This is a genomic window from Paenibacillus woosongensis (assembly GCF_030122845.1).
Lineage (GTDB): Bacteria > Bacillota > Bacilli > Paenibacillales > Paenibacillaceae > Fontibacillus > Fontibacillus woosongensis_A.
Genome location: NZ_CP126084.1, coordinates 3,433,463 through 3,458,770 on the forward strand (window position 1 = coordinate 3,433,463; position 25,308 = coordinate 3,458,770).

General features: G+C 48.9%; 25 protein-coding genes and 3 tRNA genes. 9 read left to right on the forward strand and 19 right to left on the reverse strand.

The features are described from left to right. Nucleotides 1-29 precede the first annotated feature (29 nt). The 5 genes from QNH46_RS15860 to QNH46_RS15880 form a co-directional block, all read right to left on the reverse strand. On the reverse strand, nt 30-242 hold the full coding sequence (locus QNH46_RS15860) for a DUF3006 domain-containing protein (protein ID WP_283925152.1): 213 nt from the start codon (nt 240-242) through the stop codon (nt 30-32). A gap of 8 nt (nt 243-250) precedes the next feature. Continuing rightward, entirely contained in the window at nt 251-1,111 is an 861-nt protein-coding gene (locus QNH46_RS15865) for a ComEC/Rec2 family competence protein (RefSeq protein WP_283925153.1), read from the reverse strand. Between the two features lie 246 nt (nt 1,112-1,357). Then, nucleotides 1,358-3,586, reverse strand: a complete 2,229-nt coding sequence (locus QNH46_RS15870) for a hypothetical protein (protein WP_283925154.1) — start codon at nt 3,584-3,586, stop codon at nt 1,358-1,360. Between the two features lie 126 nt (nt 3,587-3,712). Beyond that, nucleotides 3,713-4,387, reverse strand: coding sequence for a uracil-DNA glycosylase (locus tag QNH46_RS15875; protein WP_283928461.1), 675 nt, complete (start codon nt 4,385-4,387; stop codon nt 3,713-3,715). Between the two features lie 148 nt (nt 4,388-4,535). After that, a tRNA-Leu gene (locus QNH46_RS15880) sits at nt 4,536-4,621 on the reverse strand. A gap of 223 nt (nt 4,622-4,844) precedes the next feature. On the opposite strand from QNH46_RS15880, the gene QNH46_RS15885 reads away from it, so the two are divergent. The 5 genes from QNH46_RS15885 to QNH46_RS15905 all read left to right on the forward strand — a co-directional run bounded on the left by QNH46_RS15885 (nt 4,845) and on the right by QNH46_RS15905 (nt 7,244). Further along, nucleotides 4,845-4,994, forward strand: coding sequence for a hypothetical protein (locus tag QNH46_RS15885; protein ID WP_283928548.1), 150 nt, complete (start codon nt 4,845-4,847; stop codon nt 4,992-4,994). A 28-nt stretch (nt 4,995-5,022) separates the two neighbouring features. Further along, nucleotides 5,023-5,244: a DUF2905 domain-containing protein gene (locus tag QNH46_RS15890; RefSeq protein WP_283925155.1), complete on the forward strand. Its 222-nt coding sequence runs from the start codon at nt 5,023-5,025 to the stop codon at nt 5,242-5,244. 84 nt (nt 5,245-5,328) lie between these two features. Beyond that, nucleotides 5,329-6,399 (forward strand): hypothetical protein, encoded by a 1,071-nt coding sequence (locus tag QNH46_RS15895; RefSeq protein ID WP_283925156.1) that lies wholly within the window; start codon nt 5,329-5,331, stop codon nt 6,397-6,399. 12 nt (nt 6,400-6,411) lie between these two features. Beyond that, nucleotides 6,412-6,648 (forward strand): glycine zipper domain-containing protein, encoded by a 237-nt coding sequence (locus QNH46_RS15900; protein ID WP_283925157.1) that lies wholly within the window; start codon nt 6,412-6,414, stop codon nt 6,646-6,648. Nucleotides 6,649-6,683: 35 nt separating this feature from the next. Next, complete coding sequence (locus QNH46_RS15905; RefSeq protein WP_283925158.1) at nt 6,684-7,244, forward strand: 5' nucleotidase, NT5C type; 561 nt, start codon at nt 6,684-6,686, stop codon at nt 7,242-7,244. A 30-nt stretch (nt 7,245-7,274) separates the two neighbouring features. Here the strand turns inward: QNH46_RS15905 and QNH46_RS24595 are convergent, their stop codons facing one another. Next, complete coding sequence (locus QNH46_RS24595; RefSeq protein WP_283928462.1) at nt 7,275-7,757, reverse strand: ASCH domain-containing protein; 483 nt, start codon at nt 7,755-7,757, stop codon at nt 7,275-7,277. A gap of 197 nt (nt 7,758-7,954) precedes the next feature. On the opposite strand from QNH46_RS24595, the gene QNH46_RS15915 reads away from it, so the two are divergent. Both QNH46_RS15915 and QNH46_RS15920 read left to right on the forward strand, forming a co-directional pair. Next, complete coding sequence (locus tag QNH46_RS15915; RefSeq protein WP_283925159.1) at nt 7,955-8,251, forward strand: phosphatidylinositol kinase; 297 nt, start codon at nt 7,955-7,957, stop codon at nt 8,249-8,251. A 132-nt stretch (nt 8,252-8,383) separates the two neighbouring features. Further along, nucleotides 8,384-8,596 carry a DUF6199 family natural product biosynthesis protein gene (locus QNH46_RS15920; RefSeq protein WP_283925160.1) on the forward strand — a complete coding sequence of 71 codons (213 nt, stop codon included), beginning with the start codon at nt 8,384-8,386 and terminating at the stop codon, nt 8,594-8,596. 88 nt (nt 8,597-8,684) lie between these two features. Here QNH46_RS15920 and QNH46_RS15925 read toward each other — a convergent pair whose 3' ends face one another. The 9 genes from QNH46_RS15925 to QNH46_RS15965 form a co-directional block, all read right to left on the reverse strand. Next, nucleotides 8,685-9,575: a discoidin/SUN/FTP domain-containing protein gene (locus tag QNH46_RS15925; RefSeq protein ID WP_283925161.1), complete on the reverse strand. Its 891-nt coding sequence runs from the start codon at nt 9,573-9,575 to the stop codon at nt 8,685-8,687. A 289-nt stretch (nt 9,576-9,864) separates the two neighbouring features. Next, nucleotides 9,865-9,938: transfer RNA gene (locus QNH46_RS15930), tRNA-Ile, on the reverse strand. A gap of 20 nt (nt 9,939-9,958) precedes the next feature. After that, nucleotides 9,959-10,032 (reverse strand) — tRNA-Met (locus QNH46_RS15935). A gap of 69 nt (nt 10,033-10,101) precedes the next feature. Next, nucleotides 10,102-10,242: a hypothetical protein gene (locus QNH46_RS15940; protein ID WP_283928549.1), complete on the reverse strand. Its 141-nt coding sequence runs from the start codon at nt 10,240-10,242 to the stop codon at nt 10,102-10,104. A 135-nt stretch (nt 10,243-10,377) separates the two neighbouring features. Continuing rightward, on the reverse strand, nt 10,378-11,883 hold the full coding sequence (locus QNH46_RS15945) for an ABC transporter substrate-binding protein (RefSeq protein WP_283925162.1): 1,506 nt from the start codon (nt 11,881-11,883) through the stop codon (nt 10,378-10,380). Then, entirely contained in the window at nt 11,880-12,773 is an 894-nt protein-coding gene (locus tag QNH46_RS15950; RefSeq protein WP_213590697.1) for an ABC transporter ATP-binding protein, read from the reverse strand. Before QNH46_RS15950 ends, QNH46_RS15945 begins: the two co-directional genes overlap by 4 nt. Before the next feature lie 7 nt (nt 12,774-12,780). Continuing rightward, a complete protein-coding gene (locus QNH46_RS15955; RefSeq protein WP_283925163.1) occupies nt 12,781-15,678 on the reverse strand; it encodes an ABC transporter permease in 2,898 nt (965 codons plus the stop codon). Then, nucleotides 15,678-16,784 (reverse strand): efflux RND transporter periplasmic adaptor subunit, encoded by a 1,107-nt coding sequence (locus tag QNH46_RS15960; RefSeq protein ID WP_283925164.1) that lies wholly within the window; start codon nt 16,782-16,784, stop codon nt 15,678-15,680. The genes QNH46_RS15955 and QNH46_RS15960 overlap by 1 nt, the downstream gene beginning before the upstream one ends. Further along, complete coding sequence (locus QNH46_RS15965) at nt 16,747-17,607, reverse strand: ABC transporter ATP-binding protein (RefSeq protein ID WP_430691944.1); 861 nt, start codon at nt 17,605-17,607, stop codon at nt 16,747-16,749. The genes QNH46_RS15960 and QNH46_RS15965 overlap by 38 nt, the downstream gene beginning before the upstream one ends. Before the next feature lie 263 nt (nt 17,608-17,870). On the opposite strand from QNH46_RS15965, the gene QNH46_RS15970 reads away from it, so the two are divergent. Continuing rightward, entirely contained in the window at nt 17,871-19,502 is a 1,632-nt protein-coding gene (locus QNH46_RS15970) for an S-layer homology domain-containing protein (protein WP_283925166.1), read from the forward strand. A 44-nt stretch (nt 19,503-19,546) separates the two neighbouring features. Here the strand turns inward: QNH46_RS15970 and QNH46_RS15975 are convergent, their stop codons facing one another. Further along, complete coding sequence (locus QNH46_RS15975; protein ID WP_430691836.1) at nt 19,547-19,792, reverse strand: hypothetical protein; 246 nt, start codon at nt 19,790-19,792, stop codon at nt 19,547-19,549. A gap of 316 nt (nt 19,793-20,108) precedes the next feature. On the opposite strand from QNH46_RS15975, the gene QNH46_RS15980 reads away from it, so the two are divergent. Next, a complete protein-coding gene (locus tag QNH46_RS15980) occupies nt 20,109-20,345 on the forward strand; it encodes a hypothetical protein (RefSeq protein WP_155610366.1) in 237 nt (78 codons plus the stop codon). A gap of 304 nt (nt 20,346-20,649) precedes the next feature. Here the strand turns inward: QNH46_RS15980 and pyrE are convergent, their stop codons facing one another. The 3 genes from pyrE to carB form a co-directional block, all read right to left on the reverse strand. Further along, nucleotides 20,650-21,288, reverse strand: a complete 639-nt coding sequence (pyrE, locus tag QNH46_RS15985) for an orotate phosphoribosyltransferase (RefSeq protein WP_283925167.1) — start codon at nt 21,286-21,288, stop codon at nt 20,650-20,652. Then, nucleotides 21,285-22,019 (reverse strand): orotidine-5'-phosphate decarboxylase, encoded by a 735-nt coding sequence (gene pyrF, locus QNH46_RS15990; protein WP_283925168.1) that lies wholly within the window; start codon nt 22,017-22,019, stop codon nt 21,285-21,287. The genes pyrE and pyrF overlap by 4 nt, the downstream gene beginning before the upstream one ends. Before the next feature lie 75 nt (nt 22,020-22,094). Further along, complete coding sequence (carB, locus tag QNH46_RS15995; protein ID WP_283925169.1) at nt 22,095-25,307, reverse strand: carbamoyl-phosphate synthase large subunit; 3,213 nt, start codon at nt 25,305-25,307, stop codon at nt 22,095-22,097. Nucleotide 25,308: the final 1 nt, after the last annotated feature.

A 25,308-nucleotide genomic window follows, 5' to 3' on the forward strand; every position in this document is an offset into this window, starting at 1 on the left:
CTCATCCCCCAAACATAGATATAAATCGTTTAATCATCCCATACGTCATCCATCAAAGACTTCACATACTCGCTTCTTTGCTTTGTCTTCTCGGCGTTTGCATTCCACCGGGTTCCGTCCCATTCCACGACATCTCCGGTCTTAACGCCGGCGCCTACCAGCTCGCGAGGCACGTCCCTTGTCTGGCCATCTACCTCTATAATACAATACTCACCTTCAAAGCCTTCAATGATCCCAACCATCGTTCCACTCACCTCTCGGTCGCGATTCGGTATGTATGACCGTCTGAAGCAATTTCCACGGTGCCATGCAGGTCATTGCGGTATACTTCAATCCCCTGCTTACTTAGCCTATCTAACACGGTCGAAGTAGGATGCCCATAATTGTTCTCTCCAACCTGGATCACCCCATATTGCGGAGCAGCCTTCTTCAGGAAGCTTAAGGTCGTAGAAGATTTCGAGCCATGATGTCCTATCAGCATTACGTCGGCCTGCAAATCCGCCCCGGATTCGATCATATCCTTCTCGCTCTGACGCTCGGCATCGCCGGTCAGCAAGTAGGATGTATTGCCGTACACCACTTTGACTACGGCGCTCATATTGTTCTTGTCATCGTAGGTTTGGACGGGGGCAACCATGGTCACCTGAACGTCTTCATCCCACTCAAGCACAAGCCCTGCCTTAGCCGTCTTGACCTTCAGGCCCTTATTCTTAATCGAGAGCAGCAAGGACTCAAACGTCTTTGTATTCGCTTGAATCTTCGGCATATAAATTTCCCCGATGTCAACATGGTCGATCACCCGATCCAATCCGCCGATATGATCTGCATCCGGATGCGTGCCGATCACGATGTCCAAGCGGTTAACGCCGTACTCCCTTAAATAATCAAGCATCGCCTGCTCCCGGTCATTATTCCCTGCATCGATCAGCATCGTCTTCCCCGAAGGGCTAATCAGCAATTGGGATGCCCCTTGACCTACATCGAGAAAAATAACCCGCAGATGGCCCTCATTCAGCCTGGAGCCGCTGTTTGTATCGGCAGGACTCCCAAATTCCAATTCCAGTGCACAGCCAGATAACATCAGCACGACAGCCAAAATACTTACGAACATTCTTAACTGAAACTTAAAAATCAAACGACACTTCTTCATGGATGATCATTGTCCTTTTCTAGTTGCTCTAACCTTGCGCCATGACAACGAAACAATTAGAACATTTGTTCCACTTATTATATTAAATGCTCCAGCCAGAATCAACCATTAGCTTGTAACCTTTATCTGCGAAAATAATGCAAAAGCACTTCAGCCAAATCGCTGAAGTGCTTTTAAAATTGGAGAATACGGGATAAATGAGACTTATTATTTCACTGTTACTGAAATGGTAACCGTCTTGCCACCGAACTTTCCTTTGATCGACGCCGTACCTTTGCCTACCGCCTCGATTTTGCCCCCGGTCACTTTAGCTACGGACGGTTTGGAGCTGGTCCATTCTGCGCTGCCGGTTACAATGGCCGTCGCGCCGGTATCATATTCGGCTTTGACGACAACCGATTTGATTCCTCCAGGAGCTAATGCAAGCTTCTTTTCGTCTACGGTCAGCTTGGTCAGCTTAGGAACAACCTTCACGTTGACGCTGACGTTATGACCCTGATAAGATCCGCTCAATGTAGCCGAGCCTTCGCCAACCGCCTTGACGGACGAGGAACTGATTGTGGCTACGTCCGTATTGGAGGATTGCCAGTTCATTTTCGTAGACAGCGTTACTTTCTGGCCGTTCGAATAATAACCGGTTACTTTAATCGACTTGGATTTCTTCAGGTTAAGTTCGATATTCACCGGCTCTACGACAACTTTCGTAATTTTTTGCTCAACTGTCATTGGGATGCTGATCGTCTTGTTCGAGTACGTTCCTTTTAAAGTTGCCGATCCTTTGATCAGGCCTTTGATCGTTTTGCCGTTTGCGGAATCTTTGATCACCGCATTGCTGTTCGAAATCGTCCAAGTAATTTCGCTGGCGATATCTGCCTCTTCATTTCCGTCCTCATATACGACAGCTACTTTAGGAAGCGGGCTTTCCTCGCCAACGACCAGGTTCAGCTTCTCTTCCTCGCTGATCAGCGCCAGAACCTTTTCCTTGACCGTGACTTCCACCTCAACCGAACTATTGCGAACGGAGTGGGCCGATCCGGCTGTAACCTTGGATTCTGGAAGCTTCGCCGTAATTATTGCCTTGCCGGCATCCTTCGCCACGATTTTGCCATCCTCGATTTTGACGACATCCTCATTGCTGGAGGACCAAATCACTTCCTTGCTGAAATCTAATTCCTCATCATCCAGCTTGGTTGCCTTGATTTTCGGTACGTTCAGCGATTCATTCTTGAGCAATTCCAGCTCGCTCTTGTCTGCCTCAAACTTCGTAATAGTCGGTTGAACCGTCACATTCATGCTTCTGCTTACGCCATGATAGCTGACTTTGATCGTGGATGTTCCGACTGCTTTTGGAGAAATAATTCCTTTATCCACCGTTACAGCCAGAGGGTTGGAGGATGTCCACTCAGCTGCAGCGGTAACATCATCCGTCGAATTGGCACGGCTTCTAACCTCTGCCTTCGCCTCCAGCTGCTCGCCGATGAACAGGACTTGCTCGGACGAAGGGTTCAGGATGATCACTTCGTACGGCGTGCGTACATAGACGTCCACTTGACCCTTGGCTCCGAGATATTCGGCTGTAATCGTCGCTTTACCGATGGCTACAGGTTTAATCTTGCCATCCTCAACGGTAGCGATGCTCTTGTCGGACGTCGACCATTCAGCTTTGTCGGATACATCCACTGTCGATTGGTTGCTCGACAAAGTGGAAGTGGCTTTCACCTCAATCTCACTATCGCCGACAAGCAGTTCGATATCCTCTGCCTTTTCATCATTGCTTGCATATACGAGATTCAGTTCCGAGTACGGGGAAGAGACCGTGGCCTCGAAAGAAGCCGTCAATCCGGAGTATTTGGCCGTAATCGTCGCTTTACCTTCTGCAACAAGCTTAATTTTACCTTTATCGATCGTGAGCACGGACGTATTGGAAGAAGTCCACTGCGCATCTTGAGTTACGTCGGCCAGCGTACCGTTCGTGTTCTCAACGACGGCCTGGGCTTTAACATTCAGATCCGCTTCATCCGCTCCAAGCTTATATTTACCATTCAGCGAATACTCCAAAGTCAAATCCTTGTATGTATCCACCGCTTTGACAGTAATCGTATCTACTGCGGAATCGTTATAGACAGCGGTAATTGTAGCAGTTCCGCTCTTTAGCGGCGTTAGAAGACCATTGTCTACTTTAATGGTATCCGGCTGATCCGATGACCAGCTGACGGCACGGGTAATGTCCTTTTTGACCGAGGAGCCCTCGACCGTCGCCCATACCTTCAATTGCTTCGTTCCTTTGCCAACCGTAAGTTCTAGCGTTGCACCGGAGCCTTCAATATCAATCGATAAGACATCGCCGGAGGCAGCAAAGACGCTAGTCGGGAATACAGCGGCAATGAGCAGCACCATGGTCAGGAGCCACTTCGTCATTTTCCTGTTCGGAATCATCCATTTCTCTCCTTTGTTGTCATTTATAGCCGGAAATTCAATCCAGCTCTACTGAAATTATATCGACATCTAGGATTAATTTCGTAACCTTTTTCCGCAAAAATAATTCGTTTGTCCTACTTCCTATCATTTATGGCTATGAACTACGTTCCAATCGATCAGTTGTTCGCCTTGCGCTTTCAAAAAAGCATTAGTCCGGGAAAAAGGGCGGCTTCCAAAAAAGCCCCGTCTCGCCGCCAAAGGACTCGGATGGGCCGATTCAATGACAAGATGGCGGTCCGTATTGATTTGCGCTCCTTTTTTCTGGGCATGGCTTCCCCACAAAATGAAAACCACAGGCTCTTCCCTTTCGTTTAACGCTGCTACGACCGCATCCGTAAACTTCTCCCAGCCCTTGCCCTGATGGGAACCGGCCAGTCCTTCGCGTACGGTCAGCACCGTATTCAGCAGCAGCACGCCCTCTTGGGCCCATGAAGTCAAAGTGCCTTCAGAAGGAACAGGAATGCCAAGATCGCTGGACAGCTCCTTATAGATGTTCCGCAGCGATGGCGGAATCTTTACCCCAGGCAGCACAGAGAAGCTTAAGCCATGGGCTTGGCCTGCGCCATGATATGGATCCTGCCCCAGAATCACCGCCCGTGTCTGGCTGTATCCCGTCAGCTTCAAGGCCTGGAACAAATACGGCCGCGGCGGAAATACCGTATGCTCCCTGTACTCCTGATCCAGCCATTCCATCAGCTCATGGAAATACGGCTTGTCCATCTCCGCTGCAAGCACCTGGTCCCAATCGTTGCCGAATATCTCCTTACTCATGTTGTCTCTCCCTTTCCAAGCTTCTAGCATTATATACTATTCATAAACTCATTTTAGCAGAAATCCCCTGAGCGGAACCGACAAAAAAATCGCACAGCCTTCGCTTTCGCGAGAGCTGTGCGATTTATTGTCGTAATGCCGAGGACCGGGATCGAACCGGTACGGTAGTCACCTACCGCAGGATTTTAAGTCCTGTGCGTCTGCCAATTCCGCCACCCCGGCATAAATAACATGCCAGTTCAAAATCAATGCCGAAAAATTCCTGCGTTATTGATTATAACATGATATTCGACGGAGTTTCAAGCCCAAATGTAAAAATGATCGCCCGGTGGCCTTTTGCAGATTTTTTTGGTAGGTTAAAGATAGGCAATTCATGCTCTTACATCAAGTCGGTTTGTCTGGATACACTACATGATGTATTCCATTACGACAGGAGGTCATGCTTGTGAATATCTCGACAGACACTTACCAAATTGCGCCGTTAAACGATCAGAAGCAAGCCGTCGCAATTATCAAAGAAGCCGAGGCGGCTATAGCTGAAGCAACCGGGAATGAGGTTACCTTAATCGCATACGAAAAGTCAGAGAAACGATAATCATTGCTTTATAGAGGAGGGAACTCCAATGAACAACATGCCAAAAATATTGATCATCGCCGGGGCAGTCCTCATTATCGCGGGCTTGCTCTGGTCTTTTCTGGGCAGGTTTATCCATCTCGGACGTTTGCCAGGTGATATCATGATCGATAAAGGGAATGCTAAATTTTATTTCCCCATCGTGACCTGCATTCTGATCAGCGTCGTTTTGTCATTGATCAGCTATATCGTCCGGTGGTTCATGAAATGATCCGAGCCATCCCATTTGTATTAATTCACGACGACCCACAGCAAGTTCCTCAGCCTATGGGGATGTGTCAGGAGCCTTCAGCTAATGAAAAAAATTGCTATTATTTTTGCTATCATCACACTGCTAACCGCATGCGGCAGCAGGCCTTATTCCAAGCATACAGAGTCTGAACCAAGTGTTCAGGCGAGCAAGCGAGTAACAAATTTCACTACATACCAAGGTGAGGCTTACTCCTTTTCTTATCCCTCTTCATGGGAAAGAAATGAAGACGTAGGTATAGGTGATAATATTGAATACGTAGTTTCTTTTGCCTTTCCAGATCCGGACGATTCTAAATACAATATTCTTGCGCAAGCCTTTCTTACCCCTACCGACAGGTTAGTAGATGTTAAATCAGCTAGCGATGCTCTCATTGAGTCTTTTAAAACCAACATTGAAAATTTCAAAAAGACCGGATATACCGAAAAACAATACAAAAATTATATCGGCGGGATCTTTACGGGGAAATTTGAAAGCAATGGCGAAGAATTCACGATGGTACAGTACGCAATCCCAACCGAGAAGTATATATTTTACCTGAATATAACTTATTTTCAGCCTCTCTATGAAAAATACGGAATAGAGCAAACAAAGCAAATTATCGATTCAGTAGAGCTGCATCTCGGACAGGAGCAAAATAGAGCGAGATCAAACGATAGTATCGCTGATAGAATGGTTGAGGTTGTTCCGGTCTTTACGAATAAAGAATTAACTCCGGCATCCTATGAGTTTCTGGATCGCACAAAGCAACTTTTCCCTGCGGACTCCCAGGAATCCATAGATGAGGTCAAGCGTTTATTGAACCCCAAAGTGACGACCAGGCATTTGGACAAAAACATCAATGACTATTTAGACACCTTCGTTAAGATCCAAGGAACCGTACTAAAAATTGATGAGATGGTACTAGATGATAATACGATTACTATAGCCGAAATTTACGATAAATATAGTAATGTCATATACATTTGGTATCCAGGTACGACAAAGGACTTGCTCAAAGACGATCAAGCACTTGTGGTGGGTGTTCCTACTGTTAACTTTTCTTATAACAACACAGCTGGCGGCATTACATACGCCACATTTATTGCCGCCGCCGTATTGAAAGAAGTAAAATAAGGAGGCTCTTACATGAGTAAAAATAACAAAGAAGAGTTCTCAGGAACCGGATTAGCGGTAGGAGTCGCTATGGGCGTTAGCATTGGCCTTGCCATGGATAACCTCGCCACCGGAATCGCCATTGGCATATCATTAGGCGTCTCTCTCAGTTTAATATGGAAGAAAAAAGAAAATAGTCTCCCTTTGCGAGAGGTTGCCCCACTATGCCAAATTGCCAGCCTCCCTTATGTTCGTTACAATCATTATTAAACAATTATATCTACTGCTAGGAGAACAACATGATCATGAGTAAAAAAATTGTAGCCATCGACATGGACGACACCATCTGTCATTTAATACCCAAAGCGCTTTATTATCATAATATGCAGTACCCTGGGCTTCAATTGATGATGGAGCAGGTTACCAGCTTTGACCTGAGCGGCATCTGGCACCCAGAATGCACGGAGGAAGCCTTTTTCGGCAGACCCGGGCTTTACGAGGAACTGGATATCTTTGACGAATATACAATTGAAGAAATACGCAAAATGACCGAAAAATACGATGTCATCGTCATTACTGCAGCCCGCCCTTCTTCTGTTCCCGAGAAATGGAACTGGATGCAGAAGCACCTCCCCTTCATTCCTTTTGAGAACTTTTTTGTAGCGAAGCGGAAGTATTTGGTTGGCTTTGATCTGCTGATTGATGACGGCCCTCATAACATTATCGCCGCAAGCGAATCCGGCAAGGAGACGATCCTGATCCCTCGCCCATGGAATGCGCATATACAGCATCAATACCAGCTTAAAGACAACTGGCAAGGAATGAGCGATTTGGTCGATCAGATGCTGGCATCCAAGACGGGATGATCATATCGTGAATATTGGTTATTCACACGGTTACTCCGCCTGCTCTTCCCAATTCCACAGGCCCTGCATGCCCTTTGCCAGAACGGGCTTCTCCAGCAATTGGACATCCGTCATTTCCCAAGCATAACGGCCGTGGCCGTAATCCCCAAAGGCATATTCATGCCCCTCTTGCGCCGCAAGCGCCACAAGCCTTGGAACGTCCCATATGACTAACTTTCCCTCTGCCTCAAGCCATACGTCCCCTGTTTCTCCAAACGGTCTGGTTACAGCATAGCAGCTCTGCAAATTCGCTAGGGCAATAACCGCCCCTGTCGGAAGATTGTCCGCTGTATAGCCGTGCTTCGCCAGAATACTGCGAAAAGGTTCCTCCCGGCAAATCCTCTTATCGACTTTCTTCCCGGCGTGGATCGCGATTGGTCCGCGATGCCTCGTTGCCCAGCTGCGTGTTTCAAAACGCTTCTCCTCAAGGGCCAGAAATGTCGCCCAAGGCTGGATGATCGTTATTGCCTTTATGAGTATCCTCTCCTTTTATTGCATCGGACATATTCGTCTCCTGCCATTCAACTTCATCATACTTAATACAGCTCTGTTATACCTATAGTCTGATTTCTTATGACCCCGCTTTTATCAATATAGGCTAACGCCGTGCCATTCTGGGTTAAAGTCCATAGACTAATGTCAGTGGTACATTAACCTTAGGAGGTACGTTTATGAACGCAAATGATTATCAACAGATCTGTTGGAGCTGCATGAATAAATATGTCGGGATCGAAACAGCCGACGGTCATGCATACGATGGTTTTATCGCTCACGTCGATCAAAACTACGTTACCCTCGCCGTCCCTACAAATGAGATGATAGACCGCTTGAACGGGCTGCCGGCCGAGGAATCAACTTATCGCCAATTCGGATTCCACCCCGGCTTTTTTCCAAGACGCCGTTTCTTTCATCGTCGCTTTCCTTTTTTCGGCATACGAAGTTTATTCCTGCTCCCTTTTTTCTTCTAATTTAACACTTTTGAATTGTATGGTGCTGCATTTCTTCCTGCTGCTCCGCTGCCTGTCGGCAGCGGTTTTCTTATGTATAAATTGAAACAGCTGATGGATAATTGCGTATCTTATAGTAAGGAGATGATTTCTATGACATTTTTTGTGTCACTTCTGTTCATTGTTCCTGGCCTGCTGGGGCTATTCTTTCCTGCATTCGGTTGGTACATCAGGTACGGGTGGATGGTCAATGGCGATTCAGAGCCAAGCGAAGCCTTTATTGCCATGTCTCGAATAGGCGGTGGACTGGCCATTTTCTTCGGATTACTTGTTCTCCTTACAGGCGGTGCTATTCTTAATTATTAAACAAGGAGAGTTATCCGAGGTTAAATATTGCGCATAATAACAAAAAGCACCCTGCTAAGAGTGCTTAAAAATCAAGTTTAGACAAATATTAATATTCATTTACTTCAAAATTAATGATTTTATCAAAAATAAAGTAATCCTTTCTCTCCTTAAATGGTCCCTTATTATTGTCATCTTTATTTATGGCAAACGTGACTGGACCATTGCCTGCGGCCTTTGTTTCATACCAGTTTATAAATTGATTAACCTCGGTCATGGAAAGATCAAATTCTTTGACAACACCATTTTGAAGCATAACTTCTAGAATCGCCCGATTACTAGTTGTATCTACTGGTTGTTCCGGTTGTTCTGGTTGTTCTGGTTGTTCTGGTTGTTCTGGTTGTTCTGGTTGTTCTGGTTGTTCTGGTTCTATTGGAGTCTCCGGATCCATCGGAAGCTCCGGTTCATCCTCTACAATCTTACTCATCATCTCCAGTTCATCAATACTAACATAAATACCGCCATTATTAGCTGTAACATTTATTCGATATTTTTTATATGGAATTGTATTATCAAAAGTATATTCTCTCTTTTCTCCAGCCGTCCAATCTATTTCATTCTCCCTAGTATCAAGAATATCCCATTCTTCCGTTTGTTCGTTCCATCCTTCAAATGTCCAATTTTTCGGTGCTCTATCAACATTTGGAACCAAAATCGGAGTGATATTCTTTATTGTATACTTTGCAATAATTTGTGGAGTGTCGAATTCATATGCTAGCCAACCAGTTGGAATACGTGGTTCCCATGTATCTTCATAAGATTGGCTCGAGCTTCTATTAAAAGCCTTCCAAGCCGCGTACATTGGACCATAATCCTGACTTGCTGATGCTTTTCCACTTGGTGAAGTATGACTCGTCATTTTTGGAATCAAATTGTCCGAATATTCATCCTGAGATGTTGAAGCGGCAAAAGAATTTGTTAAAAAAACAGTAATGATCAACACAAATACACCTAGAAAAATAAAACTTCTTTTAATGAAGCTGGCATTAATAAATACCTCCTAATTTATGTATGAATCAAAAATACTATAAAGATCCTATATTGTATAAACATTACAATCCATATAATGTATTTTAATACATTTATTATAATATTTTATTCAGAGGCAAAATCCTGTGATTTACCGTTATCAAAAGAATCTTACGCCTCTTCTCAACCTTCCGAATCTACCATCTACCAACCCTACAAACAGCAAAAAACCCTTGCTAGGCAAGGGTTTCTCTTATGTATGGGCCCTGAGGGACTTGAACCCCCGACCAGTCGGTTATGAGCCGACCGCTCTAACCAACTGAGCTAAGGGCCCGAAAACGGGGTAAAGATGAATTGCGGGGGCAGGATTTGAACCTGCGGCCTTCGGGTTATGAGCCCGACGAGCTACCGGGCTGCTCCACCCCGCGTCAGTAAATAGCGACAACTAATAATATACACGATACCCCTGCCAAGAGTCAAGTATTTTACTAAAAAAATTAAGGAATAAAACGGACACCGTATTTCCCCTTGCGCGAACGGAATATCTCCACCTCCCTCATTTCATCGAAGCCGTAAATCCAGCCATCCTGTACAAGCCTTTTGGCCAGACAGCCTGCTTGAAATTTTGTTCTGTACAACTTATTGAAATACACCCATCTCATGTGACGTTCCTGCCCTTCAAAGATTTTGTCGATGAACCATTACAACTATAGAATGCCCAACAATGTACAAAAAAAAATCCCGCCAGATCAAAATCCGGCGAGATTTTATAATTAGTGCATTTCAAATACCGAGCCATCCTCATTAAACTGGGCTTTCGGGTTCTTTTTCAGCTCCAGCAGCATTTTATTCCCCTTCTCTTCCCATTCCTTCAGCGCTTCTGCCACTGATTTCTTGTCCTCAAGCACTTCCTGGAAATGCGGTCTTCCTGAGTTCGTAATGTTATACAGCCCCGGGATATCACGCGCTAGTTTTTCTTCGGCGGCGCTAGCTGGCGGTACAGGCTTCAACTGATAAAATGCATCAATATTATAAGACTGACCGGCCTTCGGCGTAATGAACGATTTCCGGGACACCATTTCATACGAGTTGCTGCGGGATCTCAACTTAGCGAAATCCTCCCCGTTTACAAACTTAATGAAATCCCAAGCAGTCTCGGCGTTTGGAGCGGCACTGTTGATTGAGAACGTATTTCCGATCCAAATATTGCTGCCAATCCCCGGCTTCTCCGGATGCACCGGCATCGTCACGATATCCCAGTCCACCGGGCTGTAATTTTTAATCTTGTCTGCATTGTTATTGGCTTCTACGATCTCATTAATATAATAGCCGTCACTGATCATCATGGCGAGCTTGCCCGACAAGAACAAATCGCCACTGATCGGACTGTAATTGTCTTCCGAGTAATACTCTTCCATATTCATATTTGCTGAACTCGGAATGGTTTTATCCTTCGCCAGCTTGCTGATCGTATCCCACACCTTTTGCCATTGCGGTGAATTGACCGTCATCAGTTCAGCTTTCTCGTCGTACACTCGAAGCTCAAGCGGGGTTACGTAACTGCTTTGCATATCCCAATAAGGATCACTGCCTAAATAACGGTTGAAGGAGAAGCCGAATACCCGATCCTTCCCTTCTCCCTTAGAGACCACACGAGCTTTATCGAACACCTCATCCCAGGTCATGCCGTCCGTCGGCGGTTCGACTCCTGCATCCGCAAAAATTTTCTTATTATAAAATAACGCGGACGAGCTGAAGGTCGGCGAGAGTCCGTACAGCTTGTTGTCTCCGCCAATATCCTTAAGCGTATCGATGACTACCGGCACAATATCGGAGGTATCGAACTTATCCTCCTGAATCATCGGATCCAGCGGCTTGAGCAAATTCTCCTCGGCCAGCCGTTTCAGGGTACCGGTATCCGCTATGATGATATCCACCGGATTGTTCCCCGTCATCAATTTCTTCATGCCCTCGAAGTAATCCGGCTCGACGTACTGTTCATTGTTGCTGTAATCTCTGTAGCGATATTCGGACTGGTCTACCGCCGGCACGATTTCGATCCTTACATTGTTATTGAACTCATAAATATCGGTGTATTGCTGCCGAAACCAGGAATCATCGTTTGAGCCGTACAGCATACCGATGCGCAGCACCTTTTCTTCCTTGCTGTCCTTGACTTTGCCGGCGCTGCTGCAGCCGGCAAGCAAGCCGACGGTTAAACTCGCAGCCAAAGCGAAAGTCATTACTTTGCGGATTTTTCCACTATACCTGTTGTTCATTGCTTATCCCCCTCTAAAGGTTTCGGTGCTGTAATTACAATTTTCTCCCCGTCGAATTCCATGCTGGCCCGGCCTCCGATACCAACAGCCTCCAAGTATTCCTTAGGAACCTGCAGGCGGCCCACCCGGTCAACCACGACGAAGGCTTCGTGAACCTCCTGAAGCCCTCCGCCCTGAGAGCCGGGCTCGCCGCTGGCCTGATCCAAATTCGGATTGCGTTTTACGAACTCGGTGCTCGTTAAGCCATCCCGAATCGCGACGACACGGTCAACCTTTCCGGCCAATTCCAAATCATGCGTGACGATCACGATCGTAATGCCAAGCTCCTTGTTCACTTCCCGGAAGATTCGCATAATTTGGTCGGAGGTCGCCGTATCGACCGAGCCCGTAGGCTCATCCGCCAGCAGCATCTTCGGCCGGTTCGATAGCGAGATGGCGATGGCCACGCGCTGCTGCTCTCCCCCAGACAGCTGATGGAGCTTGTTATGCATCCTGTCCTTGAGTCCAACCCACTCCAGCAGCTGCTTCGCGTAAGCGCGATCCAGCTTGCCGGACAGCAGCATCGGCATTTCCACGTTCTCCAGCGCCGTCAAATACGGAAGCAGATTTCGCGCATTATTTTGCCATACAAAACCGACGGTATTTCGTTTGTACTCCACTAATTGGTCGTCCTGAATCTTCAGCAAGTCCCAGCCCCCGACATGAACCTGGCCGGCAGAAGGCCGGTCGAGACCGCCCAGGATGTTCAGCAGCGTAGATTTGCCGCTGCCGCTGTTCCCGATGATCGCCATCATTTCCCCTTGCTCTACGGTCAAATTCAGCCCTTGAAGAGCAACGACTTCAATCTCCTCGGTCTTAAAGATTTTAACGAGTCCTTCGCAATGAATCATTGCCATCTTACCGCTCCTCTCCCATCTTGACCGCTTGATGCACCCGCAATCTGCGAATTTGCCAGAACAGAAGACCGGCTCCCAGCGCCAGCATGACAAATACTACGACATAGAGCTGGAACGTATCCTTGGAATCGAAGATGATTCTGAACGGCGGAACCTGGGTCGTTACGTTATCGGCGGTTTGCAGGAACGGCAAATACAGTTTACCGACCACCTTGCCAATGGCGATGCCAAGCACAATGGATAAGCCGGCGGTCAATATTTGTTCGGCCAATAGCATCAATGTAAGCTGCTTCTTCGACAATCCCATCGCCCGCAAAATACCGAATTGCACGACACGGCCCGACAGATTGAAGAACCAGTACAGCACATAACCGATCAAAGACACGATAACGGATACGAGGAATCCGAGGCTAAGGATGCCGAACACCCCGCCGCGGGTAGGATGCTTGCTCTGCACGGATAATACGGTGCGCACATCCTCTACGGAATAAAGTTCGATTTGCTTCTCCTTCAATTTCTCCATCAGTGGGGCCACTTTCGCTCCCTCCTCCATCTTAAGCCATACCTGATATGGAATAAGCGGAAGCTGATCGTTGATGTAGTCCAAATTGGCGATAATAAAAGGCTTCTCGTCAGGGTACTGGCTCGGCCAGTAAGGCACAATGCCATAGACGGCCAATTCAATGGCGCCATCCGTTAACGATACGGAGAAAATATCGCCCTGCTTCAATTTATGCTTCTCGGCAAAATTGGACGGAATAATCGCAGCGGCTTCATTCATTCCTAATAAATTCAAATACTGAAATGGATGTGCCGGGAACAAATCGTTCCGGAACCAGGCAACCTGTGCAAAATCCGTATTGTCGATCCCCATTAAAGTTCCCTGGCCGGCCGAGCGCCCCGAAACGATGATGTTCCCTTTCGTCTGCAGCACGCGAGCGGCATGCATCACGCCATCCAGTTCACGGAAGGCCTGAAACGGCGGTTCTTCATTATATACCATCTTCGCTGGCGGGGTATTCCCGCCTTGACCGCCGCCAGGTCCGCCAGGTCCGCCAGCCCCGGGATTTCCTCCTGGCTGTCCGCCGCCCTGTCCGCCACCCTGGCCTTGGTTTGGAGGCGTTGTCGTTTTCTCTGGCGTTCCTGTCCAAACGGCCTGCATAATTACATCTGTCCCATATTTATAAAGTGTCCGTTCCGTCGAATTCACATCGATCGTCCGGGCGGCCGAGGCGTTATAAACCCCGAGGCCCAAAGTCAGAACGAGCAAAATCATGAGCGGATAATAGGATGTCGACGAACGTGATAACTGCGTCAGACTTAAATAATAGGGCACCGGCAGCCACTTTTTCCCGATCCAGCCGATCAGCTTGAGCAGCCACGGGAATACGCGCAGGAAAAACAAACCCATTGAGAATATCGCAATAGCCGGCACGAAGAACAGGAACGGCTGAACCTGCAGCTCATCCGTGGTCATCCCTGTCTGGAACGTGATCATTTGACGGTCCATGAACAGGTAATATCCATAACCCGCAATGCCAAGCAGGACGATGTCCAGAAAATACCGCTGCCAGCCGGGCTTCCGGTCCGAGCGGGCCTGTTTTTGCTTCGCATTGACAATCGAAGACCTCGCATATGAAATAGCTGGTATCAGCGTGGCTAGAATTGCAATAATGACGGCAGCGCCGCCTAGAGCCAAGGCGTCCATATTAAAGCCCACTGGAATCGACTTGCGGTTCACGAAGGCCAGGAAGCCGTCAGCCGCCCCGATGCTCTTGGACATGAACCAGCCGAGCAGCGGACCAATAATCATCGCCGCCAGCCCGAGCAGCAGCCCTTCCAGCAGATAGATGAACACGATCTGCCTCGTCGAAGCTCCGCGGCTTCGCAGCACGGCAATGTCGCTTTGCTGTTTGTCGAGCGATTGGCGCGCATTCATGACGATATAATAGAACACCATAGCAATCATCGGAGCGGCCAATGTGAACAGCAGCGTTTGCATCTGCAGGCTTTGTTTGCGGAAATCATTCAACAAACCGCCGAAAGAAATATCCACCTTTGTATCCTTCAGCTTCTGGTACAGCTCTACGTTCAGGCGATCCAGCGTGCTCTGGAGCGGTGACAGCTGGCTCGTCTTGATCTCCCTAAGATCGAATGCGTAGTACCACCCGGAGTTGTGCAGCGGCACCGTTAATTTTGTTAGCAATCCCTCATTAAAAGCTTTCTCGCTGACGTAAAACTGGTTCATCATGCCTTCAAAGCCTTGATACCAATAAGGATCGCCCTCTTGCAAAGGCTGGAATGTGCCCACGATTCTTACTTTAAGAGTCAGGTCTGATTTGCCAATCACGGGATATTCCATCACCGCGCCGACATGCAGATCTTGGCGAAACATCGCTTCTTCCAGCATCAAGGCATCTATATATCCGTCCTCGACTTGGTCCGAGAACACTTTCCCGTTTGTGATTGAAATATGTTCCACAAGACCGCTCATCGAGACGATGGACATCGCTCTTTTTCGGCTGGCATCCACCTTTGTCGGATCTTGAGGGTACACCTCAGACGTACGAATAGAACGCGTATTAACAAAAGTTTGCTGCGGGAATCCGATCTCCTCAGGCACTTCATTTACGATATACGAATGAACGTTCTCCAGACCGGCAAAATCCGTCTTTGCTCCGCCCGCAGCCTGATAGCTCATCAGCAGGGAGCCGGCAGGCAAACCCTTGCTTTCTTCCTTCAAAGAATTCGAGACAACCCGCTTTAATGCCCCATCCGAGTACATCGGTATGCTTACTGTGAATGAGACAGCGACGACAAGTCCCAACAACGTACTAAGCGTCAACCATTTCGTGTTCCACATTTTGCGGAACAGCAAGCGTAATAAAGGAACACCCATTAGCGACCCACTACTTTCTGCCCCGGCTCTAGTCCTTTTACAATCTGCACATCAGTCGGAGTTTGAACTCCTACCTCAACGTCCGCTTCGCGCTTCGTTCCGTCCGGCTCGATCACCTGTACGTAAGTACGCGACCCTACTGTCCGCAGTGCCGAAATCGGAATCACCACCGCATCCTCAATACGCTGGGTGACGATCCTTACGGTCAGCATCGCACCACGTCCCAGATCTTCAGGCCATTTATCCAATTCAACGATCAGGTACTTATCAATAGAGTCCTTCTCCGGAGGGGTTCCATTTTGACCTCCGCCGTTATTGCCCCCATTGTTGCCGCTATCTGTTGAGGAAGGCATAACTTTAACCTTTCCGTCAAATTTGCCAAACGTATTAATATCAACGGTGGCCTTCATCCCGACGGCAAGCTTCTGCAGATCATCCTTGCTGAACGTGGCGCCAACCACAAGCGCCGAAGTATCGGAGATGACGCCAAGTGATTCATAGGCCTTGATCGTACCGCCCTTCTCTGCCTTTAAGGACACGATTGTGCCCGCAAACGGTGCCCGTAAAGTTCCGTCCGCAATTTGCTGCTCGAGATCGACCAACTCCTGGCGCGCTTCCTCGAACACGATGGCGGATTCCTCGAATTCATATTCCTCTTTCTCGTCCTTCGTGCGCAGCGCTTCCTTCATCGCGATCTCCTGCTTGCGGAAGTCCAGGCGCTTCTTGCGAAGCTGCTTCTGCAGCTCCTCGACGTCCAGTTCGATCAGAATGTCGCCTGCGGCAACCTTATCCCCGGCTTTCACCCGGACGTTCTTAATACGGGTGGCCCCTTTATCATCAGAAAAATACAGCTGCTCTTCCCGCTGACTCAGCACTTTCCCCGTCCCTTTCACGTCCAGCTCAATCGGTTCCTTCCGGACCTCGTATTCCGGCTTCTTCGAAATCGTTGGCGGGGTAATCACCGGCAGATTCTCTTCCTCCTCTTCATTTGGCAGCAATCCGCAGCCGGACGCGCCAACTAGGACAATACATAATGACAACAGGCTCAGCGTCCGGAGCCATGCCTTCTTATTCGATAAATTTTCCATCCACCATTTCATAAACATGGTCTGCTACCTCCAAGATTGTAGGATCGTGAGTCGTCATACAAATCGTCACTTGTTCCGTATGTATGATATTTTTGAATACTGACATCACCTGTGCACCCATCTGGGAATCCAGGTTGGCTGTCGGTTCATCCGCAAGAAGCAGCTTGGGGCGATGGGCAATGGCTTTGGCGATCGCTACGCGCTGCTGTTCTCCCCCCGACATCTCGAACGGGCGGTGAAACATTCTCTTGCCGAGCCCTACCAGCTCCAGGCACTGCGTCACGCGCGGCTTCCATTCCTGCGGAGGCACGCCAGCCATCCGAAGCGACAGCTCTACGTTCTCCCATGCCGACAGCAGCGGCAGCAATGCATAGGCCTGGAAGATGAAGCCGATCTGGTCGCGGCGCAATATCGTACGCTTGTCGTCGCTAAGCTGGTGCAGCGGCTGCCCGCGGAACAGGATTTCCCCTTTCGTAGGCTGATCGAGTCCGCCCAGCATGTTGAGCAGCGTCGTTTTTCCAGAGCCGGATCGGCCCTTAAGCATCACAAGCTGGCCGGATCGAACCTCCATGTTAATGCCCTTCAGCACATGAAGATCGGTCCCGCCTACCGGAAACGTCCGGTGAACTTCCCTTACCGACAGAATGGGCTCCGAAGATTTCGGGGTCGCCACGTTATTCTCCGGCACTGCGGCCATCTTCGCGGCGGCAGCTTCCTCAAGCCCCTGTCCCGCGTTCTCGAGCTCTCGGGCGGGTTCCTCTGGTGCAGCATTATTCGAGATAACGCTCACATCTTGATCATCGGATTGTTCTGATTTTACCGTTTTGCGAAACCATCGCATCATTGTGTATCGGTCTCCTATACTTCCTATTTTTACGCGTCCCTTAATTCATCACGTCTAGCATTATAAACGAAATCTCATGGCAAAAAGTTACAACATTTTTTACGATATTGAGATAATATTTCCATTATTTATTCACTGAACTGCGGCTGTAAGTCTGTTAAGATGACAAAGACTCGTAATATAGCAGAAATTACGGCATGGTTCAGCGCTGCTGATAGTTTATAAATTCTAGCAATTTTGAAAAAAAGGGAGGTGAAGTGATGAAGCGGCGCGCAAAACTATTTCTTCTCATTACTATGACGCTTTTTGTTTCCATAAGTTGCAATCTTCAGACACCAACCATAGCTCTGACTCAGGGAGCACCGTTTCAGGACATTGGCGACAGCTATGCCAAAACAGAAATCGCCGCCCTTTACCGGGATAATATCATGGCCGGAGTCAAACCCGGATTTTTTGCTCCCAAACAGCCGATGACCCGGGCACAATTTCTCACGACGCTCGTTCGCCTGCTTCGCCTCACTCCGGTTCAAGCCAAGGTGCCCGCCTATAGCGATGTTGCTTCGTCTTCCTGGTATTACGGCTATATCCAGGCCGCCACGGAAATCGGCCTTGCCTCAGGAACAGGCGCAGGTACATTCAGTCCGGACCGGCCGCTGAGCCGCCAAGAAGCGGCGGCCTGGATTGTTCGTGCATTCAAGCAGCAGCCGAGCTCAGCAACAGCGTTATCCCCGTACCGCGATCAATCGGAAATCGCCCCGTGGGCGCTGCCTTATGTTAATACGGTCACGAAGCTGCAATTCATGGGTGGTTACGAGAGAATGTTCCAGCCGAATCAACCGTTATCCCGCCAAGAGGCAGCCTCACTACTGTACCGAATACAGGCGCACAAGCCATGGATGGATGAAATCGGCAAAGAGATGAGCCCAAAAATTCAAATAGGCTGGCAATACGGACAGACTACGCAGCAATATGAACATAACGTTCTAAACTCTAACGTAAATGTCTTGTCTCCACGCTGGTTTTTCTTGGAAAAAGGGGGCAAGCTGCAGGACTACTCGGATCCTTCTCTCATCACATGGGCCAAGCAGCAGGACAAAGCGGTATGGGCTATGCTGGGGAACCGCTTCGATATGGAAGCCACCCATGAGCTTCTGGCCTCGTCCGCCGAAACGGCCGACTTTACCCGCAGTATCGTGTCCACCGTGCAGAAATACGGCCTTCAGGGAATTAACGTCGACTTTGAAAACGTAAAACCCGAAGATCGTCCCTATTTCACCCGTTTCATCAAGCTGCTGGGCGAGCAAATGCATAGCGCCGGCGCCGTCCTATCGGTAAATGTCTCGCCAGAGTTAGGCAGTGACTGGACAGCGGCTTTCGATTACGCGGCCATCGGCAAATATGCGGATTACGTCGTGCTTATGGGATATGATGAGCATTGGGCAGGCGGGAGCTATGCGGGATCCGTCTCCTCTCTGCCTTGGGTGCGCAGCGGTCTTGATACGCTGCGGCAGGACGTGCCTGATCATAAGCTCATTTTGGCTCTGCCTTTCTACAATCGAGACTGGACAACCAAAGGAAGCAGCTCGAACGCAGCTCTTGCTTCGACGGATATCACCCTGCAGGAGCAGACTGATCTGATGGTGCGTTATAAATTCCGGCCTATATGGAACGAGAACCTCGGCCAGTACAACGCCGCCTACACCAGCGGAGCAGCCCATAGACTATGGCTCGAGGATTCCCGGTCTCTATCGCTTAAATATCAGATGGCTGCAAGCCGGGGCATCGCCGGCTATGCTTACTGGCACATCGGCGGCGAAACGCCGGATGTTTGGACAAGCCTGAGCAATGCGGAACGTTATTCCACGTACTTATTTCATTCATTCGATTTATAAAAAAGAGCCATTCCCTGTAACAAGGGAATGGCTCTCGTGTTTGATTATACTCCGAAGGATTCGGGATTTTCCCGCCAGGATTGAAGCAGGGATAAATCATCCGGCTTCACGATGCCCTTCTCGATCGCGACTTCAATAAGCGCTCCATAGTTGGACAACGTCTGTAAGGGAAATCCCGCCTCCTTGAATGCTTGCGTCCCATTATCCAGCTGATAGCTAAAGATGTCCAGCACGGTCTGGAAGCGGTACACTCGCAAAAACACTTGCGATACAATTAGGATTTCAAGCATCCATAAAAGCATCATATACTGCAGAGGCATACGTCCCTGCAAAAACTACTTATTATGTTGACCAGATTGATCACTGGAAACACATTCAAGGAAAATACGACATATATTTATTAATAAGTGGTGTACTTACTCATCAAGGTAGTGGTGACTGGTCTGTTGAAGTTCCACAATATGTTGGTTGGAGTATCAGGTCATAAGGTATATTCGTAGAATTACTATAGATTTGACAATAGAATTAACTGTAGAATGATAGTGAAATGATCACTTAAATACATTTCATTACATTCTACAGTTTTTAATATAGGAGAGATTATTCATGAAAGATCGTTTTTATTTAATCATTGCTGTATGTACTTTTATTACTGGTAGTTTTTTCAGTCTTCTACTAAATTTCTTAACAGTAATTGTTCATGAGTCGCAGCCAAACAAACCATTAACAGATTTATTTCCGTTCTTGGCACTACCGTTTTATTTAAGGTTATTAGAAATTGGTTATGTGGCTCTAATTATTATCTTTCTTGTTAAATATAATCGTTCAAAAAGTGAAAAATGATATTAATTAAATATGTGTAATTTTACAAAAAAAACACTTCGTAATAAAAGTCTATCTGCATATCCTGCTATATGTCAGAAGCATTCTTTGGGATTCCTCAATGTCCCGATTATATCCCAGTTTCCCCTGGGTTTCGAATAGTGGAACTGCCCAACAGACACACTTTTTGTGAAATCTCTACCCAAAAACCACTGAGAACTTTACATCCGACTATTAATAAATAATGTAAATTATAACTATAATCAATACTAAAAATAATAAAGAACGAAACATTTAGGGAGACAAATGTTTCGTTCTTTGGGTTTCACTTTAACGACGCCGGGTTTTGCCGCCATGAATTTAATAGCTCCAGGTCTTCCGGCTGAATGTCGCCGCGCTGTACGGCCACATCAATCAATGCCGTATAGTTGGACAAGGTTTGCAACGGGATACCAGCTTCAGCAAACGCTTGCGTCCCCTTATCCAGCTGATAGCTAAAGATGGCCAGCACGGCCAGCGGTTCAGCACCCGCCTCGCGTACGGCTTGTGCCGCTTTGATCGAGCTGCCGCCAGTCGAGATCAGATCCTCGATGACAATGACCTTCTGCCCAGGTTTGACCAAGCCTTCAATTAAATTTTCCTTGCCGTGGCCCTTCGCCTTGTCGCGAACATAAATCATCGGCAACCCAAGCTTTTGGGAAACGAAGGCCGCATGGGGAATCCCCGCCGTAGCCGTACCCGCAATCACCTCTGCCTGCGGATAAGTACTGCGAATAATGCCTGCAAACGATTCGGCAATGAGATCGCGGATTTCCGGATAGGACATCGTCAGGCGGTTATCGCAATAAATCGGTGACTTGAGGCCCGAAGTCCAAGTAAAGGGCTGGTGCGGCCGCAGAGCGACCGCCTCAATGTCCAGCAATTTCCCTGCTACCTCTAAAGCGATTTGATTTGTATTTATCATGCTTCCTTCATCTCCTCTATAATAAGCTCGGCAGCGCGCCGCGGATCTTTGGCTTCCGTAATCGGCCGTCCGACGACGATGAAATCCGTCCCTTGCCGCATCGCGTCCCCTGGGGTAAGTGTACGGAACTGGTCTCCGGCTACGCTGCCTGCCGGGCGGATGCCCGGCGTTACCGTTTTGAAGCTGTTCCCGCAATGCTTCTTGATCGCCTGTACCTCGAGCGGGGAGGCGACAACTCCATGCAATCCTGCTTGTTTGGCTAAAGACGCATAAGCGACAACAGCGTCCTCCATCGTTCCAGGAATGCCGATTTCCCGGTTCAGGGTCTCCTGACTGGTGCTCGTAAGCTGAGTGACCGCAATGATCGTGGGCATGGCAAGCGACGGGTCGGCGGCCAAAGCAGCCTCAGCGCCGGCCATCGCGGCAGCCATCATTTTCAGCCCTCCAGCAGCATGTACATTGAACATGTCTACGCCGAGCCGGGTTACGCTGTCCGCTCCGCCCTTCACGGTATTCGGAATGTCATGCATTTTCAAATCCAAGAACACCCGATACCCCCGCTTCTTCAGTTCCCTTACAAAATCAGGACCAACTGCATAGTACAACTGCATCCCGACCTTCACGTAACAAGGGATGCCTTCCAGTTGAGTGATGAGCCCCCGCGCCTCTTCCGCAGTCGGATAGTCGAGCGCAACCATGAGGCGCCCGGCAGCTTGTTCAAATGTACTCATTTAATGTCCCCCCGTCATACTTGCGGCTCCGAAGCCTAAAGCTTCCGGAGCCGCGTAAATTTCTGAATTGCTATCTTACAGGACCGGCATCGCTTGGGACGAGAAATTAATCGTTTCGAGCATGTTAAGCAGCGCGCGTACCGTATCCAGCGAAGTCATGCAGACGACGCCATTCTCCACCGCTTCCCGGCGAATTCGGAAGCCATCACGCTCCGGCTCCTTGCCTTTAGTTAACGTATTGATTACGAATTGGGCTTCCCCGTTGCGGATCAAATCCAGAATGTTTGGAGACCCTTCGCTTAATTTATTTACCGTTGTAACATGGATCTTGGCTTCCTGGAGCGCAGCAGCCGTGCCGCCCGTCGCCAGGATTTTGTAGCCCAGTTTCGAGAAGCCGCGAAGGATTTCCACAGCCTCTTCCTTATCTTTGTCTGCAACCGTCGCTATAATCGCGCCAGTGGTTGGAATCTTCATCCCTGCCCCGACTAGCCCTTTATATAGCGCTTTGGCATACTGCGGATCGCGACCCATAACCTCGCCCGTCGATTTCATCTCAGGACCTAGCGTCGGCTCCACGCGGCGCAGTTTCGCGAAGGAGAAGACTGGAACCTTCACGGACACATAATCAGCCTCAGGCCATAGTCCATCCGTATAACCAAGATCTTTCAGCTTGGTGCCGAGAATACATTGCGTAGCTAGGTTGGCCATCGGTATGTTTGTCACTTTGCTCAAGAACGGAACCGTCCGGGAAGAGCGCGGATTGACCTCGATTACGTATACCTCGTTGTTGTAAATGACAAACTGGATGTTAACGAGACCTACCGTTTTCAGTTCACGAGCAATTTTAATCGTGATGTCAGCAATTTTATTCTTCAATTCGTCAGATACATGCTGCGGCGGATATACCGCGATGGAGTCTCCGGAGTGCACGCCCGCTCTCTCGATATGCTCCATGATCCCCGGAATGAGCACCGTCTCGCCGTCGCAGATCGCGTCAACCTCTACCTCTTTGCCGAGCATGTAACGGTCGATAAGCACCGGATGCTGCGGATTGATGTTGACGGCCTCCTCCATATATTTCAGCAGTTCTTGGTCAGAGTATACGATTTCCATGGCACGTCCGCCGAGCACGTAGGATGGGCGGACAAGTACTGGATAGCCTAGCGATTGCGCCGTCCCCACGGCTTCATCGACAGAGGTTACCGTGCTGCCTTTAGGCTGGGCGATTTGCAGTCTGGACAGCAGCGCCTCGAACTTCTTCCGGTCCTCCGCCTCATCAATGCTCTCAAGCGATGTACCAATAATGCGCACGCCTGCCTTCTGCAGCGGCGCTGCCAGGTTAATCGCCGTTTGGCCTCCGAACTGGACGATGACGCCAACCGGCTTTTCCTCTTCAATGACGTTCATCACATCCTCGAAGAAGAGCGGCTCGAAATAGAGTCGGTCAGACGTGTTGAAGTCTGTCGATACCGTCTCCGGATTGTTGTTAATAATGATCGCTTCATAGCCAGCCTTCTGAATGGCCCAGACGGCATGCACTGTGGAGTAGTCGAATTCGATGCCTTGGCCGATCCGGATCGGTCCGGAGCCAAGCACGACGATTTTCTCTTTCTTCGTCTGTACAACCTCGTTCTCGGTCTCGTAAGTAGAGTAGTAATATGGAGTGGATGCTTCAAACTCCGCTGCGCAGGTGTCTACCATTTTGTATACCGGGCGCAGGTTGTGCTCTTTGCGGAAGTGAGTCACGCTCTCTTCCGTCAGATGCGTTCCCCCTGGCTGGCCCGCCGCCCGCAGCTCAGCGATGGCCCGGTCTGTAAAGCCAAGGCGTTTAGCCTCGTATAGCGTTTCGTAGGTCAACGATGGCTCGGATGCAATCTTGTGCTCGAATTGCACGAGGCGCTCGATTTTATCCAGGAACCACCAGTCGATTTTCGTTAAATCTTGAATTTGCTGCAGCTTGTAGCCGCGGCGGAACGCTTCGGCAACCAGGAACAGCCTTTCGTCATCGGCCTGAACGAGCCGCTGTTCGAGCGTCTCTTGGCTCAGTTGTTCCGTGCCTTTCAAGTACAGGCGGTGCGTGCCGATTTCCAGGGAGCGAACGGCTTTATGGATCGATTCTTCAAACGTCCGGCCGATCGCCATAACTTCGCCTGTCGCCTTCATTTGCGTTCCCAGCTTTCGGTTCGCATGAATGAATTTATCGAACGGCCAGCGCGGAATCTTGCTGACAATATAGTCGAGCGTCGGCTCGAAGCAAGCGTAAGTCTGCCCTGTAACCGGGTTGACGATTTCGTCCAGCGTGTAGCCGAGCGCAATTTTAGCGGCCATTTTTGCAATCGGGTAGCCCGTTGCCTTGGAAGCCAGAGCGGAAGAGCGGCTGACACGAGGGTTAACCTCGATAACATAATATTGGAAGCTTTGCGGATCAAGCGCGAACTGTACGTTACATCCGCCTTCGATGTTCAATGCGCGGATGATTTTAAGCGATGCGGAGCGCAGCATTTGATACTCGCGATCCGACAGAGTCTGGCTCGGAGCCAGAACGATGCTGTCGCCGGTATGTACGCCGACAGGATCAAAGTTCTCCATATTACATACGACGATGCAGTTATCGTTAGCGTCGCGCATAACCTCGTATTCGATTTCCTTCATGCCGGCGATCGATTTCTCGATCAGGCATTGCCCGATCGGGCTGTAGCGAATCCCGGATGCAACCGTCTCCTTCAACTCTGCTTCCGTCGCGCAAATTCCGCCGCCCGTACCGCCAAGCGTATAAGCCGGACGAACGATAACCGGGTAGCCGATCTCATCTGCGAAGCGCAGCGCCTCTTCAACCGTTGTGATGATGGTGCTTTCCGGAACCGGCTGCTCCAGCTCACGCATCAGTTCGCGGAACAGATCGCGGTCCTCCGCTTTCTCGATCGATGTAAGCTGCGTACCGAGCAGCTTCACGTTCTCCTGCTCGAGAACTCCCGCACGGGCGAGTTCTACGGCCATGTTCAAGCCGGTCTGTCCCCCGAGGGTCGGCAGCAATCCGTCCGGACGCTCCTGACGAATGATCTGGGTAACAAACTCCAGCGTAATCGGTTCGATGTATACTTTATCCGCCATATTCGTATCGGTCATGATCGTAGCGGGATTGCTGTTGATAAGGACGACTTCCACGCCTTCTTCCTTCAAAGCTTGGCAAGCCTGGGTACCGGCATAGTCGAATTCGGCCGCTTGACCGATCACGATTGGACCGGAACCAATGACGAGAATCTTCTTGAGGTCTTTATTGATCGGCATA

Bases quoted from the DNA above. Each gene is read 5' to 3' on its own strand.
- QNH46_RS15860 (WP_283925152.1), bottom strand. From the start codon at position 242: ATGGTTGGGATCATTGAAGGCTTTGAAGGTGAGTATTGTATTATAGAG.
- QNH46_RS15865 (WP_283925153.1), bottom strand. From the start codon at position 1,111: ATGTTCGTAAGTATTTTGGCTGTCGTGCTGATGTTATCTGGCTGTGCA.
- QNH46_RS15870 (WP_283925154.1), bottom strand. From the start codon at position 3,586: ATGATTCCGAACAGGAAAATGACGAAGTGGCTCCTGACCATGGTGCTG.
- QNH46_RS15890 (WP_283925155.1), top strand. From the start codon at position 5,023: ATGAACAACATGCCAAAAATATTGATCATCGCCGGGGCAGTCCTCATT.
- QNH46_RS15895 (WP_283925156.1), top strand. From the start codon at position 5,329: ATGAAAAAAATTGCTATTATTTTTGCTATCATCACACTGCTAACCGCA.
- QNH46_RS15900 (WP_283925157.1), top strand. From the start codon at position 6,412: ATGAGTAAAAATAACAAAGAAGAGTTCTCAGGAACCGGATTAGCGGTA.
- QNH46_RS15905 (WP_283925158.1), top strand. From the start codon at position 6,684: ATGAGTAAAAAAATTGTAGCCATCGACATGGACGACACCATCTGTCAT.
- QNH46_RS15915 (WP_283925159.1), top strand. From the start codon at position 7,955: ATGAACGCAAATGATTATCAACAGATCTGTTGGAGCTGCATGAATAAA.
- QNH46_RS15920 (WP_283925160.1), top strand. From the start codon at position 8,384: ATGACATTTTTTGTGTCACTTCTGTTCATTGTTCCTGGCCTGCTGGGG.
- QNH46_RS15945 (WP_283925162.1), bottom strand. From the start codon at position 11,883: ATGAACAACAGGTATAGTGGAAAAATCCGCAAAGTAATGACTTTCGCT.
- QNH46_RS15950 (WP_213590697.1), bottom strand. From the start codon at position 12,773: ATGATTCATTGCGAAGGACTCGTTAAAATCTTTAAGACCGAGGAGATT.
- QNH46_RS15955 (WP_283925163.1), bottom strand. From the start codon at position 15,678: ATGGGTGTTCCTTTATTACGCTTGCTGTTCCGCAAAATGTGGAACACG.
- QNH46_RS15960 (WP_283925164.1), bottom strand. From the start codon at position 16,784: ATGTTTATGAAATGGTGGATGGAAAATTTATCGAATAAGAAGGCATGG.
- QNH46_RS15965 (WP_430691944.1), bottom strand. From the start codon at position 17,607: ATGCGATGGTTTCGCAAAACGGTAAAATCAGAACAATCCGATGATCAA.
- QNH46_RS15970 (WP_283925166.1), top strand. From the start codon at position 17,871: ATGAAGCGGCGCGCAAAACTATTTCTTCTCATTACTATGACGCTTTTT.
- QNH46_RS15975 (WP_430691836.1), bottom strand. From the start codon at position 19,792: ATGCTTGAAATCCTAATTGTATCGCAAGTGTTTTTGCGAGTGTACCGC.
- QNH46_RS15980 (WP_155610366.1), top strand. From the start codon at position 20,109: ATGAAAGATCGTTTTTATTTAATCATTGCTGTATGTACTTTTATTACT.
- pyrE (WP_283925167.1), bottom strand. From the start codon at position 21,288: ATGATAAATACAAATCAAATCGCTTTAGAGGTAGCAGGGAAATTGCTG.
- pyrF (WP_283925168.1), bottom strand. From the start codon at position 22,019: ATGAGTACATTTGAACAAGCTGCCGGGCGCCTCATGGTTGCGCTCGAC.
- carB (WP_283925169.1), bottom strand. From the start codon at position 25,307: ATGCCGATCAATAAAGACCTCAAGAAGATTCTCGTCATTGGTTCCGGT.